The sequence below is a fragment of the Candidatus Litorirhabdus singularis genome, assembly GCF_026262625.1.
Classification (GTDB): Bacteria; Pseudomonadota; Gammaproteobacteria; order Pseudomonadales; family Halieaceae; genus Litorirhabdus; species Litorirhabdus singularis.
In genome coordinates this window covers 680894-697006 of record NZ_SHNN01000002.1, presented here as the reverse complement: position 1 = coordinate 697006, position 16113 = coordinate 680894, and the positions used below count along the sequence as shown (strand labels likewise).

Annotated in this window: 13 protein-coding genes; 12 read left to right on the top strand and 1 reads right to left on the bottom strand. The window is 52.9% G+C overall.

All coding sequences use genetic code 11. The annotated features are described in order from the left end of the window. From EYC98_RS11565 to phoU, 11 genes are all read left to right on the top strand, one after another. Nucleotides 1-603 (top strand): transglycosylase SLT domain-containing protein, encoded by a 603-nt coding sequence (locus EYC98_RS11565; RefSeq protein ID WP_279245497.1) that lies wholly within the window; start codon nt 1-3, stop codon nt 601-603. 199 nt (nt 604-802) lie between these two features. Then, entirely contained in the window at nt 803-2584 is a 1782-nt protein-coding gene (locus EYC98_RS11560) for an FAD-dependent oxidoreductase (protein WP_279245496.1), read from the top strand. A gap of 1 nt (nt 2585) precedes the next feature. Then, the gene (locus tag EYC98_RS11555) at nt 2586-4448 is read left to right on the top strand and encodes a 2-oxoacid:acceptor oxidoreductase subunit alpha (RefSeq protein WP_279245495.1); all 1863 of its coding nucleotides are present in this window, start codon (nt 2586-2588) and stop codon (nt 4446-4448) included. Continuing rightward, on the top strand, nt 4445-5497 hold the full coding sequence (locus EYC98_RS11550; protein WP_279245494.1) for a 2-oxoacid:ferredoxin oxidoreductase subunit beta: 1053 nt from the start codon (nt 4445-4447) through the stop codon (nt 5495-5497). Before EYC98_RS11555 ends, EYC98_RS11550 begins: the two co-directional genes overlap by 4 nt. Nucleotides 5498-5566: 69 nt before the next feature. Beyond that, nucleotides 5567-6274: a phosphate regulon transcriptional regulator PhoB gene (phoB, locus tag EYC98_RS11545; protein WP_279245493.1), complete on the top strand. Its 708-nt coding sequence runs from the start codon at nt 5567-5569 to the stop codon at nt 6272-6274. After that, entirely contained in the window at nt 6274-7545 is a 1272-nt protein-coding gene (phoR, locus tag EYC98_RS11540) for a phosphate regulon sensor histidine kinase PhoR (RefSeq protein WP_279245492.1), read from the top strand. Before phoB ends, phoR begins: the two co-directional genes overlap by 1 nt. A gap of 57 nt (nt 7546-7602) precedes the next feature. After that, on the top strand, nt 7603-8586 hold the full coding sequence (locus tag EYC98_RS11535) for a PstS family phosphate ABC transporter substrate-binding protein (protein ID WP_279245491.1): 984 nt from the start codon (nt 7603-7605) through the stop codon (nt 8584-8586). Nucleotides 8587-8614: 28 nt separating this feature from the next. After that, nucleotides 8615-10870, top strand: a complete 2256-nt coding sequence (locus EYC98_RS11530) for an ABC transporter permease subunit (RefSeq protein ID WP_279245490.1) — start codon at nt 8615-8617, stop codon at nt 10868-10870. Beyond that, entirely contained in the window at nt 10870-12576 is a 1707-nt protein-coding gene (pstA, locus tag EYC98_RS11525) for a phosphate ABC transporter permease PstA (protein WP_279245489.1), read from the top strand. The genes EYC98_RS11530 and pstA overlap by 1 nt, the downstream gene beginning before the upstream one ends. A gap of 37 nt (nt 12577-12613) precedes the next feature. Continuing rightward, complete coding sequence (gene pstB, locus EYC98_RS11520) at nt 12614-13414, top strand: phosphate ABC transporter ATP-binding protein PstB (protein ID WP_279246074.1); 801 nt, start codon at nt 12614-12616, stop codon at nt 13412-13414. Nucleotides 13415-13428: 14 nt separating this feature from the next. Continuing rightward, nucleotides 13429-14148, top strand: coding sequence for a phosphate signaling complex protein PhoU (gene phoU, locus EYC98_RS11515; RefSeq protein WP_279245488.1), 720 nt, complete (start codon nt 13429-13431; stop codon nt 14146-14148). A gap of 80 nt (nt 14149-14228) precedes the next feature. Here phoU and EYC98_RS11510 read toward each other — a convergent pair whose 3' ends face one another. Beyond that, complete coding sequence (locus EYC98_RS11510; RefSeq protein WP_279245487.1) at nt 14229-14909, bottom strand: TIGR00153 family protein; 681 nt, start codon at nt 14907-14909, stop codon at nt 14229-14231. A gap of 142 nt (nt 14910-15051) precedes the next feature. Here EYC98_RS11510 and hisC point away from each other — a divergent pair, with 142 nt between their 5' ends. Continuing rightward, entirely contained in the window at nt 15052-16104 is a 1053-nt protein-coding gene (gene hisC, locus EYC98_RS11505) for a histidinol-phosphate transaminase (RefSeq protein WP_279245486.1), read from the top strand. Nucleotides 16105-16113 lie beyond the last annotated feature (9 nt).

Sequence of the window (16113 nt, the reverse complement as noted above, 5' to 3'; positions counted from 1 at the left end):
ATGCGCTGTATCGTATTGATTTTTTTGCTACTAGCCATATCGGGCTGCACGACTTCGCCGCCCTCAGACGTCAACGATGTTTGCTCAATGTTCAAGGAGAAAAGCGGCTGGTATAAGGATGCCCATAAGTCGCAGAAGAAGTGGGGTAGTCCGGTCCCGGTGATGATGGCCATCATGCACCAGGAAAGCCGTTTCAAAGCCAAAGCCAAGCCGCCTCGCAAAAAGATTCTCTGGGTTATACCAGGCCCCAGACCTTCCTCTTCCTATGGCTACACCCAGGCATTGAAAGAAACCTGGGAAACCTATAGTCGCGACGCCGGTAATTACGGTGCTGATCGTGATGACTTCGGCGATTCAATCGATTTTATAGGCTGGTATAACCACCAGTCCTTTAAACGCAGCGGCATCAGCAAAGATGACCCCTATCATCTATACCTTGCTTATCACGAAGGGCATGGAGGTTTTAATCGTCGCACCTTTAAAAATAAGCAGTGGCTCAAGGATGTGGCCAAGAAAGTATCGCGCCAGTCCGCCAAGTATACCCGCCAATTAAACAGCTGCGAAAAGAGCCTCGATAAGGGTGGCTGGTTCTTCGGTCTTTAGACCGCTCTGTGAGGACGGTTGGGTGCCAAGCCAATATTCTTAACAGCTGTGTAAGTCATTGGAATATTTACGTTTCTGTGGCAAATGCACTGTATCTTTCCGCAGAATGTGAAACAATCCATGGCCACTGTCCATTGTGGGCACTGGCACAACTACACACGACATAATTAGCTAACAAAAAAAGGTCAGGGTAGAAGCGGTGAAGTTAACAAACATAAAAGATCCAGAATACTTCCACAAGGTAGTGGATTGTCAGTACGCGTGTCCGGCTCATACGCCGGTGCCAGAGTATATCCGTATGATAGCGGCAGAGCGTTACGACGATGCCTATATGATCAACTGGGAGTCAAACGTATTCCCCGGAGTGCTCGGCCGCACCTGTGACCGTCCCTGTGAGCCCGCCTGCAGGCGCGGCAGGGTAGAAGAGGAACCAGTAGCGATTTGTCGCCTCAAACGAGTTGCAGCAGACAACAAGGACGATGCGGTTATCGCTGCGCGCATGCCGGAGATACCCACACAGAAAAATGGCAAGCGTATCGCACTGATCGGTGCAGGACCGGCTTCGTTGACGGTAGCCAGAGACTTGCTGCCACTCGGGTATAGCATAGATATTTACGATAACCAGATTGCCGGTGGCGGCATGATGCGCAGCCAGATTCCGTCCTTCCGCTTGCCTATCGAAGTGCTTGATCAGGAAGTTAATTATATTCTCGATATGGGCGCGGTAACGACGTTTAATCATTACGTTGGCAGCCTCAAAGAGATTCTGGATAAAGGCTATGACGCCGTGTTTGTTGGCACTGGCGCGCCCCGCGGCAAGGATCTGGAGCTGCCAGGACGAGCAGAGGCGGATGCCAGTATTCATATAGGGATTGACTGGCTGTCGAGTGTGGCATTCGAGCACGTTGAAAAAATTGCCAAGCGCGTGATTGTGATGGGTGGCGGTAATACGGCAATGGATTGTTGTAGAACCTCGCGGCGTCTGGGTGGCGAAGATGTGCGCGTCGTCGTACGTAGCCCGTTTGCCAACATGAAAGCATCGCCTTGGGAAAAAGAAGATGCGATGCATGAAGATATTCCTATTTACGACAATCACGTACCCAAGGAATTTGTCGTTGAAAATGGTGAGTTCAAAGGGGTTCGGTTTGAAAAAGTAGAGGCGGTCTATGCCGAAGATGGCAGCCGCAGTCTGGTGCCTACTGGCGATGACCCGGTTCTGATGGAGGCTGACATTGTGCTGATGGCCATCGGGCAGGAAAACACCTTCCCCTGGATTGAGCGTGATATTGGACTTGAGTTTGGTAAGTGGGATATGCCGGTGGTGGATGAGACCACTTTCCAATCGACTAACGAGCGTGTCTTTTTTGGCGGTGACTCAGCGTTTGGTCCTGAGAATGTGATTACTGCGGTTGCTCACGGCCATCAGGCAGCAATTTCTATTGATCTGATGTGTCGCGGTGAGGATGTGCGTGAGCGTCCCGGCCCCGGAGTTAATCTGGTCAGCCAGAAGATGGGCGTGCACGAATGGAGTTATGACAACGCCATTGAGAGTGATCTGCGTTATGTCGTGCCCCAGGCTGACAAGAAGAAAACACTCGCTGATCGCAAACTTGAAGTGGAGTTGGGGTTTGACCGCGAAACCGGTTTCAAGGAGGCGGAACGTTGTCTTAATTGCGACGTGCAGACCGTATTCGAAGAAACCCGCTGTATTGAATGTGATGCCTGTGTCGATATTTGCCCGACCGATTGCATTACGTTTGTTGCTGCTGACGTAGAGGAAGGCGTGCTGCGCACGCAGCTGACCGCACCGGCGGGGAACCTGGCACAGGATCTTTATGTTTCCGATGTGCTACCCACCAAACGTAGCATGGTAAAGGACGAGGACGTTTGTTTGCATTGCGGCCTTTGCGCCGAGCGCTGCCCTACCACGGCATGGGATATGCAGAAATTCCTATACAGCGTAACCAAGGCGGGCCAGTGATATGAAAACTATCAAGTCAGTTAACGACTTTGTTATAAAGTTCGCCAACGTCAACGGCACTGGTTCAGCCAGTGCCAACAATCTGTTTGCCAAGGCGTTGTTCAGGATGGGACTGCCAGTCTCTCCCAAAAACATTTTCCCGTCTAACATTCAGGGCCTGCCTACCTGGTACGAAGTACGGGTTAGTGAAAAAGGCTATCTCGGCCGTCGCGGCGGGGTAGACATCATGCTCAGCGTTAATCCGCAGAGTATGCCCAAGGATATTCAGGAAGTTGAAAGCGGTGGCTACTTTATCTATGACAATACCAAACCGCTAGACCTGAGGCTGATCCGCAATGATGTCAATATCATTGGGCTGCCGCTGACCCGCATTTGCAACAACGAATATTCTGACCCAAGACAAAGACAGCTGTTTAAGAACGTTATTTATGTGGGTGCACTGGCTGCGCTGCTGGATATCGACTTTGCGGTTCTGACGCGTCTGGTGGGTGACCAGTTCAAGGGCAAAGAGAAGTTGGTTGCGCCCAATATCCACGCGCTGGAGCTTGGCCATCAGTATGCGCGGGAAAACATTGAGTGTCCGCTGGGTATTCGCGTTGAGAAACGCGACTTGGTCGGTGATTGTATTTTGATCGATGGTAATAGCGCGATCGGTCTGGGGGCTATTTATGGCGGCGCTACGATGGCAGCCTGGTATCCCATCACACCGTCTACCTCGGTGGTGGAGGCGTTTGAAAAGTACGCCAAGCGTATGCGTATAGACCCCGGCACCGGACGCAAAAATTACGCGATTGTGCAGGCGGAAGATGAACTGGCGGCCATCGGTATGGTCATTGGTGCAAGCTGGAATGGCGCCCGTTCTTTCACAGCTACCAGCGGCCCCGGCATATCTTTGATGAGCGAGTTTCTGGGCCTGGCTTACTTCGCAGAAATCCCCACAGTATTGATTGATGTTCAGCGTGCAGGGCCTTCTACCGGGATGCCAACGCGAACACAGCAGTCTGACGTGCTGTCTGCGGCGTATGCTTCGCATGGCGATACCAAGCAGGTGCTGCTGTTCCCTTCGACTCCGCGCGAAGCATTTGATATGACAGCCGATAGCTTTGACCTGGCTGAGCGTCTGCAGACACCCATCATCATTCTCACGGACCTGGATATGGGCATGAATGACAATATGTCTGAGCCGCTGCATTGGGATGACGACAGAACTTACGATCGCGGTAAAGTGCTGTCTGCAGAAGACCTCGATAATATGGAAGATTTCGGGCGCTACAAGGATGTTGATGGCGATGCCATTTGCTATCGCACCTATCCTGGAACACACCCCACTAAAGGCGCTTTCTTTACTCGCGGCACCTCGCGTGATGAATACGCGGTGTATACAGAAAGCGGTGAGATCTATGAGGCGAATATGCACCGTTTGATGGCAAAGTGGGAAACTGCAAAGACCTGGGTGCCGGGGCCCGTTATGAATCCGGCTGACCGCCCTACTGATTACGGCGTTATATTCTATGGCACCAGCGAATCTTCATCTCTGGAGGCGCTGGACTATTTGGCAGAGGAGGGAGTTTATATAGATGCCATGCGTGTGCGTTCGTTTCCGTTCAACCAGGACGTAGAGGCTTTTATCGACCAGCATGAACGTACCTTTGTGATTGAACAAAATCGTGATGCACAGTTACGCACCCTCTTGATGGCCGAGTTCGAATTTGGGCCCGACAAGCTTAAGTCGGTGCTGTGCTTTGACGGCACTCCGATTAGCGCACGCAATATACGTAAGCAGATTTTGCAACAGATACCTGGTACCAACATCACTCCGTTACGCCGCGAAACTGGCAAACTGGAGTCGGGAGAAGCATCATGAGTTACATTAATCCGAAATTCCGTCACCCCGAATTGCCGGTGAATGACCTGGGATACACCAAGGCAGATTATGAGGGGTCTATATCCACTCTGTGCGCGGGTTGTGGTCACGATTCTATCAGCGGTGCCATTGTTAAGGCGGTCCATGAGTTGTCGATAGAACCACACAAGATCGCCAAAATATCGGGTATTGGCTGTTCCTCTAAAACACCGACCTATTTTTTGGGCAAGTCTCATGGCTTTAATTCTGTGCACGGACGTATGCCGTCTGTCGCTACTGGCGCCTCTATGGCCAATAGAGATCTTACCTACCTGGCGGTATCGGGTGATGGTGATACAGCGTCCATTGGTATGGGGCAGTTTGTACATGCGATTAGACGTAACCTGAATATGGTTTACATCGTCATGAATAATGGTTGCTACGGTTTAACCAAAGGACAGGACTCCGCGACCGCGGATGCTGGCTCGGCCAGCAAAAAGGGTGACCCCAACCCGTTTGCGGCGATAGATTTGTGCGGCACAGCGTTGCAACTTGGTGCGGGCTTTGTAGCTCGAAGCTTTTCTGGCGACAAAGAGCAGTTGGTTCCATTAATCAAGGCCGGCATTAGCCACAAAGGCTTTGCTCTGATTGATGTTATTTCCCCCTGTGTCACCTTTAACAATAATGTAGGCTCGACCAAGTCCTATGAATTTGTGCGTGAACATTCAGAAGCCACCGGCACTATAGACTTTGTGCCTATGCAGCAGGAGATTACCGCGCATTACCAACCTGGTACTTCTGCAGAAGTCACTATGCATGACGGCTCCGTGATCCATCTTCACAAACTGGCAGAGGGGCTGGATCCGTTTGACCGCGCATCGGCCATGAATATCGTAGAGCAGCATCGTCAGAGCGGACAAATACTGACCGGTTTAATTTATATGGAAGAGCACTCTGAAGATTTACATGAGGCATTGGACACTGTGCAGCGACCGCTTAACCAGCTGGGGCCGGAAGAATTATGTCCCGGGCGCAAGGTTTTAGAGAACATTAACGAGTCTTTACGCTAGCGCTGTCATAATTTGGTAATAATGTCCGCTTTTAATAAGGTAGGTTAACCAAAGCGGGATTAGAGAACTATGAACGAACGCTCCGTGCTGATCGTTGAAGATGAAGTGGCCATTCGCGACATGTTGGTCATGGCCCTGGAAATTGCAGAGTTTGACTGTCTGCAGACCGATAACATTCGCGATGCTTATCAGATAATCGTCGATCAGCGTCCCGACCTGGTGCTGTTGGACTGGATGCTACCGGGTGGTAATGGAATTGAGTTGCTGCATCGTATCAAGCGCAATGATGACACTCGTGAGCTGCCAGTGATCATGCTCACCGCTAAGACGGCTGAAGATAATGTGATTCAAGGTCTGGACGTGGGCGCGGATGACTACATTACCAAGCCGTTCGCGCCGCGTGAACTGATCGCCCGAGTGCGATCTCTATTGCGCCGCAGCGTCGGCGGCGAAGCCGCCGAGCGCTTGCAGGTGGCGGAACTGGTGCTTGATGGGCAGAGTAAACGCGTGAGTGTTGGCACTGACGACATTGATCTTGGCCCTACCGAATTTAGATTATTACAGTTTTTTATGTCTCACCCAGAGCGAGCCTATACGCGCGGTCAGTTGCTTGATCAAGTCTGGGGTGCCAACGTCTATGTGGAGGAGCGTACCGTGGATGTGCATATACGTCGCCTGCGCAAAGCATTGGAAAACAGAACGCCAGATTACTCACAGCTGATTCAAACAGTGCGCGGTACAGGCTATCGGTTTTCCTCGCAGGGCGTTGCCCTCTAGTGGACTCGCGTGCCGTATGGACGGGAGAGGTACGTCGCGCTGTTATCTATCTGCTGCTGGGAATAGCCATCGGCTGGTTCTTTTCGAAGCCACTACTGGGATTTGCGCTGGCCTGCCTTCTTGTCGTTGTGTCATGGATGATGCAGATGTGGCGCGTCACGCAGTGGTTACAGACACCAGACGCCGAGCCGCCGGAGGCCAAGGGTCTATGGGGCGCGGTGTTTGATAGCATCTACCACCTGCAGCGACGCGACCGAGAAGAGCGCTACCGTCTGCAGACAGCTGTCAGCTACATGCGTGAATCGTTTTCAGCGCTCAAAGAGGGGACGGTAATGATTGACCCCGAGGGCCGTATCGAGTGGAGCAATGAGTCTGCAGTGCAACTGCTGGGCCTCCATTATCCGCGTGATCGTGGTCAGGCGTTACTCAATTTGCTGCGCTTGCCGCGCTTCATACGCTATTTTAGTTCAGGCGATTTTCAGGAGCCGTTGCTGATTGCCAGCCCTGCTGATGCGCAACTGCGGCTGCAGATCGAGATCACGCCCTTCGGGCACGGCAGTCACCTGATGTTTGCCCGTGACGTAACCCGGCTGGACCAGTTGGAGGCAATGCGGCGCGACTTTGTTGCCAATGTGTCACACGAACTTAGGACACCGCTGACAGTTATTACGGGCTATTTGCATACCTTGATCGATAGTGGCTTGTGTCAAGAAGACAGGGTGTTGCGGCCCTTGAAACAAATGCGCGAGCAATCGGCGCGTATGGAGACGTTGCTCAGCGAACTACTGGTGTTAGCGGAGCTTGAGGCAACTCAGCCAGGCGAGGACCTGGCGCCTGTAGATGTGGGGGCGCTTATGGCCGAGGTGCAGCAGCATTTTGAAAACGCCGAGCCTGGTCGAAGCATTGTTATTGATAGAAGCAGCAAACGCTGGGTGCGGGGTAATCATCGCTTGCTATACAGCGCTGTTTCCAACCTGCTGATTAATGCCCTTAAGTACAGCGAAGGTGATGTATTGTTGAGCTGGTCAGAGCAGGGTGATTGGGGCCGCTTGTCGGTCACCGATAGTGGGCCCGGTATAGAGGCTGAGCATATTCCACGTTTAACTGAACGCTTTTACCGTGTCGACAAAAGTCGCTCGGTTGCTTCTGGCGGAACCGGCTTGGGTCTGGCAATCGTCAAACACATCCTGGCAGGGCATCACGGCACCTTGGAAATTACCAGTAAGAAGGGTGTCGGCAGTATATTTACCTGTATTTTACCCTTGTCATAAAACTGTAACATCTTCCGTTTACTGTGGCTTCAGACAGTAGTCCAGCGGAGAGATAGTATGACAGTAGCGCGTTTTTTACGTAGTGGTTTAATGGCTGTAAGCCTCGTTACCAGTGGTATTGTAATAGCAGATAACGGTGTCGACAGCGGGCTCCAGGATTATCAGGTTGCTAGTGGTGTTTCGGGCAACCTCTCCAGTGTCGGGTCGGACACGCTAGCCAATCTGATGACCCTGTGGGCCGAAGAGTTTCAGCGTGCCTACCCTAATGTTAAAGTCCAAATTCAAGCAGCCGGCTCTTCCACAGCGCCGCCCGCGTTGACTGAATCGACCTCCAATATGGGTCCGATGAGTCGTCGCATGAAGGACAAGGAAATCGAAGCCTTTGAAACTCGGTTTGGCTATAAGCCAACTGCCGTGCCGGTCGCGATTGATGCCCTGGCAGTCTACGTACACAAGGACAACCCCATTCCCGGAATGAGTATTGCAGACGTTGATGCGATATTTTCTTCAACGCGCAAATGTGGTGGAGATGTTGATATCTCCAGCTGGGGACTGGCGGGTCTGGATGGAAGTTGGGAGCGTCGCGACATTCAGTTGTTTGGGCGTAACTCTGTCTCCGGCACTTACGGCTACTTTAAGAAGCGGGGCCTCTGTAAAGGGGACTTTAAGAACTCAGTTAACGAGCAACCTGGGTCCGCTTCGGTAGTGCAGTCGGTATCTACCTCTATCAATGGTATCGGCTATTCGGGTATCGGGTATAGGACTTCCAGCGTGCGAGCCATACCACTGTCGAAAAAGCCAGGTGGAGATTTTGTTGAAGCAACGCCGGCCAACGCAGTTGCCGGCGCTTACCCGCTGTCGCGCTTCCTGTATGTTTACGTTAACAAAGCACCCAACAAGCCGCTGGCGCCTCTGGAGCGCGAGTTCTTCAAGTTAGTATTGTCGCGGCAGGGTCAGGAGGTCGTCTTCAAGGATGGCTATATTCCGCTGCCCGCTAGCGTCGCAGAGCGCACCTTGGCTGAACTGAGCACCGGCGGCTAGGCCGGGTCCCCCCTTGTCGATTTCCAAGATGACTTCTCTCGCAGAACAGACCCCTAAATGGATGGCGCCCTGGCGCCATTTCAAGGACCGTGCCGCTACCGTGGTAATCAGTGCCGGTGGCGGAGCGGTGCTGATGTCGATTCTGCTCATATTTTTCTATCTGGTTTATGAAATCCTGCCACTGTTCTCCGCAGCCAAGATTGAACTTGCCACTGAGCAACAACTGCAGCTGACAGCAGCGACTGATGCTGCCTATATGTATATTGAAGAGCAGGGTGAGATGAGCCTGATTCTGGATACCGGCGGCCACGCGCGGTTTTCAGAGTTGGCATCCGGGGCGACTGTGCTTTATCAACCGCTACGACAGCAGGATTCGGTAGCACTCACCGTAGTTAGTGCAGAGGCTGCTGATAGCCGTTTACTAGGGCTTGGTTACGCTGACGGTACTGTGTTGCTGGCCTCCCACGAGTATCGTCTCTCTTATCCCGACGATAAACGGTTGATCACACCGCGCATCGAATATCCTCATGGGGACGATCCGATTCAGGTTGCGGCAGATGGATCGGCGCTGGCACTATTGGCACTGCGTGATACCGATGCCGGGTTGGTGATCGCCGCTCAATCGACGAGTGGTGAGCTGTGGGTCGTTCGGTATACCAAAGAAGAGAACTTTCTCAGTGGCGAGATAGAGTTGGAGCGCGAGGAGTTGAGCCTGAATTTGCCGCGCAAGGAATACGCTGCGCTGTATCTGGGCACAGACCAGCGTTGGTTGTATCTGCTGGATAAAGCGGGCGCCTATCAGGTCATCGATCTCAATCGTGAAGATGTGAGCGGCGCCCAGCAGCTCGCGGATGAAGGTCGCCTGTTTGCGGATGGCAGTGAGCTCAGCACCAGTAGCATGCTACTGGGTGGTATTTCCTTATTGGCAGCGTCCACCGACGGTGAGTTATCCCAGTACTTTATGGTACGTAATGGCAAAGAGGCGGCGCTGAACAAGATCCGCTCCTTTGACACTGGCGGAGCGCAGTTGTTGCAATTGCTACCAGAGCAGCGTCGAAAGGGTTTTCTGGCGCTTGATGCAGATGGACAGTTACAAATATTTCACACCACAGGGCAGCGCAAGTTACTGAGTCAGTCTGTGGATTACCGAGCCACACAGGTGGCGGCAATAGCACCACGAGCCGATGCTTTGTTGTTAATGGACCAGAACGGCAAGGTCAGTCAGTGGGATATCGACAACGAGCATCCCGAGATTTCCTTCTCGGCACTGTGGACCAAGATTTGGTACGAAAGCTATCCGGAGCCTGATTACACTTGGCAGTCTTCCGCTTCCAGTAACGATTTTGAGCCCAAGTACAGTTTCGCACCGCTGGCATTCGGGACTTTGAAGGCGGCTTTCTACGCGATGCTGATCGCGGCACCACTGGCCATATGTGGCGCGATCTATACGGCCTATTTTATGGCCCCTGCTTTGCGACGCAAAATAAAACCTCTTATCGAGCTGATGGAGGCGCTGCCAACCGTCATCCTGGGTTTTCTTGCGGGTCTGTGGCTGGCACCTTTTGTAGAAACTAACCTGACCGGAGTGTTTTCGGTGCTGTTGCTGATGCCGGTGGGTATTTTGGGTTTCGCTTTTTTCTGGTCACGGTTGCCGGTCAATCTGCGTACCCTGGTACCTGATGGCTGGCATGCGGCGATTCTCATACCGGTGGTGTGCGGCGTAACCTGGCTGTGTTTTGCGATGAACGACAGCGTGGAGCTACTGCTATTTGGTGGTGACATGCGGGCCTGGATTACACAGGATCTGGGCATATCATTTGATCAGCGCAACGCTCTGGTTGTTGGTATTGCCATGGGCATGGCAGTTATTCCCACCATTTTCTCGATCGCTGAAGATGCCATCTTTGCGGTGCCCAAGCATTTGAGCTACGGCAGTCTGGCGCTGGGCGCGACGCCCTGGCAAACCCTGGTCGGGGTGGTCATCCCTACCGCCAGCCCGGGCATTTTCTCCGGGCTTATGATCGGTCTGGGGCGGGCAGTAGGCGAAACTATGATCGTCTTGATGGCGACCGGTAATACGCCAATTATGGACGCCAATATATTTGAGGGCATGCGCACGCTGGCTGCGAATATTGCTGTCGAAGTACCGGAGGCAGAAGTCGATAGCAGTCACTTCAGAATCTTGTTTCTGGCAGCTTTTGTACTGTTTATGTTTACTTTCGTGGTCAACACGATCGCTGAGATTATTCGTCAGCGCCTGCGTGTGAAATACGGGTCGCTCTGATGTCTGCTTCTGAAAAAAACAGTCTATACCTGCAAAAGCGCGCTGGCATGCTGACCTGGATTCGCAGCGGTGAACCGCTGATCTGGGCGAATGGTGCAGCGGTGAGCATCAGCGTTATTGCGGTTGTGGGTTTGATATCGCTGCTTGCGGTGCGTGGCTTTGGACACTTCTGGCCGAATAACATCATACAATCTGGTGTTGTCTACGATGGTCAGGAGTCTGCCCAGTTGGGCGTCCTTGTCGAAGAGAAACAGGTTAGTGGCGAGCAGCTGCGCAGTGCCGGAATAACCCTGGTAGGGGCAGGCCCGTTTTTCAATCGCATGCTGTTCAAGCAGGGCAACCGTGATTTTCTGGGCAGCGACTTTGTCTGGGTGCTGGAAGAGCAGTTGGTGGATACTCATAACCCGGAATGGGCGATGGTGGTAGAGCGACTGGAGTGGGGTAATCAGTACGGATTTTTGCATAGTGTAACCGTGCGCGGTGAGCGAGTTGCCGAGGGTGAGGGTGTTCCCCGGACCTGGCAGGCCTTCCAGCAGGCAATAGCAGGCAGCGTGGCGGTGCGTGAAGAGATTCACCGCATAGAACGTAAAGAAATTGGCAGTATTAATCATGGTATGGAGGCGGTGCGACTCGCCGAGCGCAAACTGGAAATGGCGGGAGATGTAAATCCCGGCGCCCTGGCAGAATTGGCAGAACAGCGAGCGGTGCTCGACGCGGAATATAGGGTTCTGCAGCAGCAACTCGCATCACTGTATGATTCTATACGGGATGATCGTTACGAGGTGCGACTGGTTGATGGACGCATCGTCGATCAGGCGATAGCCAAGGTGGTGCGAGCGACACTACCAAACCAGATGAGTCTGTTGCAAAAAATGGGACATTACGTTGCCAAGCTCTGGGAGTTTTTGTCAACAGAACCGCGTGAAGCCAATACTGAAGGTGGCGTATTTCCGGCTATTTTCGGTACCGTAATGATGGTGTTGTTGATGTCAGTAATGGTCACGCCCTTTGGCGTCATTGCTGCTGTTTACCTACGTGAATATGCACGCCAGGGCCTGGTGACACGTACCATCAGAGTGGCGGTCAATAATCTCGCGGGCGTGCCTTCAATCGTTTATGGCGTTTTTGGCCTCGGCTTCTTTGTGTATATCGTGGGCGGTGAACTCGACTCTCTGTTTTTCTCAGCTGCGCTGCCTAGCCCTACATTTGGAACGCCGGGGCTGATGTGGGCATCACTGACGCTGGCTTTGCTGACCTTGCCCGTGGTTATTGTGGCAACGGAAGAGGGGCTTTCACGGATACCCAGCGCGGTCCGCGAGGGCAGCCTCGCTTTGGGGGCTACGCGCGCGGAAACCTTGTGGAGAGTGGTCTTGCCTATGGCCAGCCCGGCGATAATGACAGGCCTTATACTTGCGGTGGCGCGAGCAGCCGGTGAAGTAGCACCGTTGATGTTGGTCGGAGTCGTCAAGTTGGCGCCATCGCTACCGGTGGACGGTAATTACCCCTTTGTGCATCTGGATCAGAAATTCATGCATCTGGGCTTTCATATTTATGACGTCGGATTTCAGAGCCCGAATGTTGAAGCAGCCCGGCCACTGGTTTACGCCACCGCCTTGCTGCTGGTGATTATTATCGCACTGCTAAATTTTACGGCGGTTTCCCTGCGCAACCGTCTGCGCGAACGCTATAAGTCGCTGGAAAGCTGAGGGTTAGAGTTTGACTATACAGACACATGGCATAGATATGGAGGCGTTGGGTCGGCAACCGGCGCAGGGGCTTGATGATGCGGGTCTCGCGCTCAAGGTTGAGGGTCTGAGCTTGTTCTACGGTGGCCAAACCCAGGCGCTGTTTGATATCGATCTGGAAATACCGCGGCAACGGGTAACGGCGTTTATTGGCCCCAGTGGCTGTGGCAAGTCTAGTTTGTTGCGTTGTTTTAATCGCATGAATGATCTGGTCGACGGTTGTCGTGTGGAAGGTAAGATTCTGATGGATGATGACAACATCTACGATCGTCGCATCGATGTATCAGCCTTGCGCAGACGCATAGGTATGGTGTTTCAAAAACCCAACCCGTTCCCCAAGTCGATTTACGAAAACGTCGCTTACGGTCTGCGCATACAGGGAATTAACAAGAAGCGCGTGCTGGATGAGGCCGTGGAAAAGTCGCTAAAGGCGGCTGCGTTATGGGATGAGGTTAAAGACCGGCTGGGTGACAGCGCACTGGGTTTATCCGGTGGTCAGCAGCAGCGGCTGGTCATTGCCCGCACCATAGCGGTAGAACCTGAGGTTGTCTTATTGGATGAGCCGGCTTCGGCGCTTGACCCTATCAGTACTTTGAAGATTGAAGAGCTTATTTATGAGCTCAAGTCTCGCTATACCATCGTTATTGTGACGCACAATATGCAGCAGGCGGCGCGAGTCTCTGATATGACTGCCTTTATGTATATGGGTAAGCTGATTGAGTATGATTCAACGGATCAGCTGTTTACCAATCCGGGCAAGAAACAGACTGAAGATTATATCACTGGACGCTACGGTTAGAGGGGAGTCGCAACATGGTCACTCACGACAGTAACACTCAACATATCTCGGCTCAGTTTGATCATGAGTTGGAAGAGATTAAAGCTCGCATGTTGGAAATGGGCGGTATGGTTGAGCAGCAGGTTAGCTCCGCGGTCCACTCGCTGGTGGAAAAGGACCCTGATCAGGCCGAGCGAGTGGTCAGTCGTGATCATGACGTCAACATGCTGGAAGTGGAGATAGATGATGATTGTTCGCGTATTCTCGCGCGCCGCCAGCCCACCGCAAGTGATCTGCGGCTGGTACTAGCGATTAGCAAAGCTATATCCGACCTCGAACGAATTGGTGATGAAGCTGCCAAGATCGCGCGGCAATCGATCACACTGTGTGAGGAGGGTGCTTCTCCCAGTGGCTACGTAGAATTGCGGCATATTGGTAACCATGTCGCCGGAATGGTTCACGATGCGCTGGATGCCTTCGCCCGACTGGATGTGGATATGGCGATACAAGTTGCTAAGGAAGACAGCCAGGTCGACAAGGAGTATGGCAGTGCGATGCGCTCCCTGATGACCTATATGGTCGAAGACCCTCGCGTTATTGGCTCTGTTTTAAAGGAAATGTGGGCTTTACGTGCTCTGGAGCGCGTCGGTGATCACGCCTGTAATATTGCTGAATACGTTATCTATCTGGTCAAGGGTTTGGACGTGCGCCACCTTGAAATTAGCGATCTGATCGCTCAACTTGAAGAGAAGTAGGCGCCTGCGAGTGCCCACTGTCTCAATCAACTTGACGAGACCGCAGGCGGTTTGTGCCTGCAGCTAATGTCGGGCCGGGATCAAACTGCGACGACTATCTGCAGACGACTGCCGACCTTCTCTGCGTGATCTGAAATTTTCGCCAGGCTGTCAATAATGCGGTAGAGGAACATGACATCGACCGCATTCAAGTTTTCTTCGATAGTGTGCAGCTTGGCGCGGAGTTTAATCTGCAGTTTGTCGGTGAGGTGTTCCAGATGTTCTATTTCTGCAACCTCTTTCTCGACGCTTTGCAATTCGCGTTTGCTGAAACCAAGCTCGAGCACATGATCGAGGCGCTTAACCGCCTTCATTGCCTGTTTCGCGGTGTCTATGTTCGCCTTCGCATAGGCAATGAAATCTTCCGCGATCTCCTCCGGGAAACGCATTTTTCTTCCCAACATGAGTCCCGAAACGTCCTTGGCGGCATTGGCAATATGGTCCTGTACACTGACCAGTTCGAGTAAATCTGAGCGTGATACGGGCATGAACAGGCTTTTTGGTAAATGAGTGCGCACGGACCGCTTCTGTTTGTCGGCAACATGTTCCAACTTCACAATCTTCTTCTGCTCTACCCGGGCGAGCTTCCAGTCTCCGGCTTGCGCAGCCTGAAGGAAGGGGACTAAAGCGGCAGTGGTCTCGTAGACGCGGTCCATATGATCCTGCAGTGGCCGCATAGGTGACTCGACAAACAGATTGGCAAATGGATTTCTGGGGGGCATGGCGTAGATTCCTCGATTTGGTTGCTTATTATAGAAATTCTTTTTCAGGATGAATATGGCCGTATAGTGTGAATACATCTCAAACGGGTAAGTTTAGCCATTATTGAGTAAAATGTTTGTTCGTTTCCGCAGGAGTTGTTCGATGTCCCGTTTCTGGAGCCCGCTGGTGGCCTCCCTTTCTCCCTATGTGCCGGGTGAGCAGCCAAAGGCCCAGCTCACCAAGCTTAACACTAATGAATTACCATGGGCGCCGTCTTCGCGCGCTCTGGAAGCTATTGGTGGAGCTAACAACGAGAGCCTGCGCCTGTATCCTGACCCGGAGAGCGTTGACCTGAGAGCCGCACTGGCCAAGGTCGCTGGAGTTTCCAGCGCCGAGGTATTCGTCGGTAATGGCTCTGATGAGGTGTTGGCGCATGTATTTCGGGCGCTGTTTCAGCCCCGGCGCCCGCTTTTGTTTCCGGATATCTCTTACAGTTTTTATCCGGTCTATGCGGCGTTATTTGGTCTCGACTACGAGACGGTGCCACTGGATGATGACTTTGCCGTGCAACTGGAGGATTACCAGCGTCCCAATGGCGGTATCATTTTTGCAAATCCTAACGCCCCCACGGGGGTAGTTGTTGGTGCTGCGGCTATTGCCAGTCTGTTGGCAGCGAACCCTGACACTGTCGTTGTGGTCGATGAGGCCTACGTTGATTTCGGTGGTGAAAGTGTCGTTCCGTTGATCCACAAATTCAGTAATTTGCTGGTCGTGCAGACCTTGTCCAAGTCACGCGGGCTAGCGGGACTGCGGGTTGGTGCGGCGTTTGGAGATGCTGCGTTGATTGAGGGGTTGCAGCGAGTCAAAGACAGCTTCAATTCTTATCCGTTGGATCGACTCGCGCAAGCTGGCGCCATTGCGGCTCTGGAAGACGTGGGCTGGTTTAATGATAGTTGTCAGCGGCTGATTGAACTGCGTGAGTGGCTAGCGGCTGAACTGAGGGACAGGGGATTTGGGGTGTTGCCGTCGGCGGCCAATTTCTTGTTTGCGCGACCTGACCACGGTGACGCCGCCAAAGTATTCGCTCAGCTGCGGGAGCGCGGCGTGTTGGTGCGGCATTTTGCCAAACCGCGCATCGATGAGTTTCTGCGGATTACCGTGGGCACCCGTGAGGAGTGTCAGTGTTTGCTGGACGCGCTGGATGACCTCGGCTGAGGCCCCAGC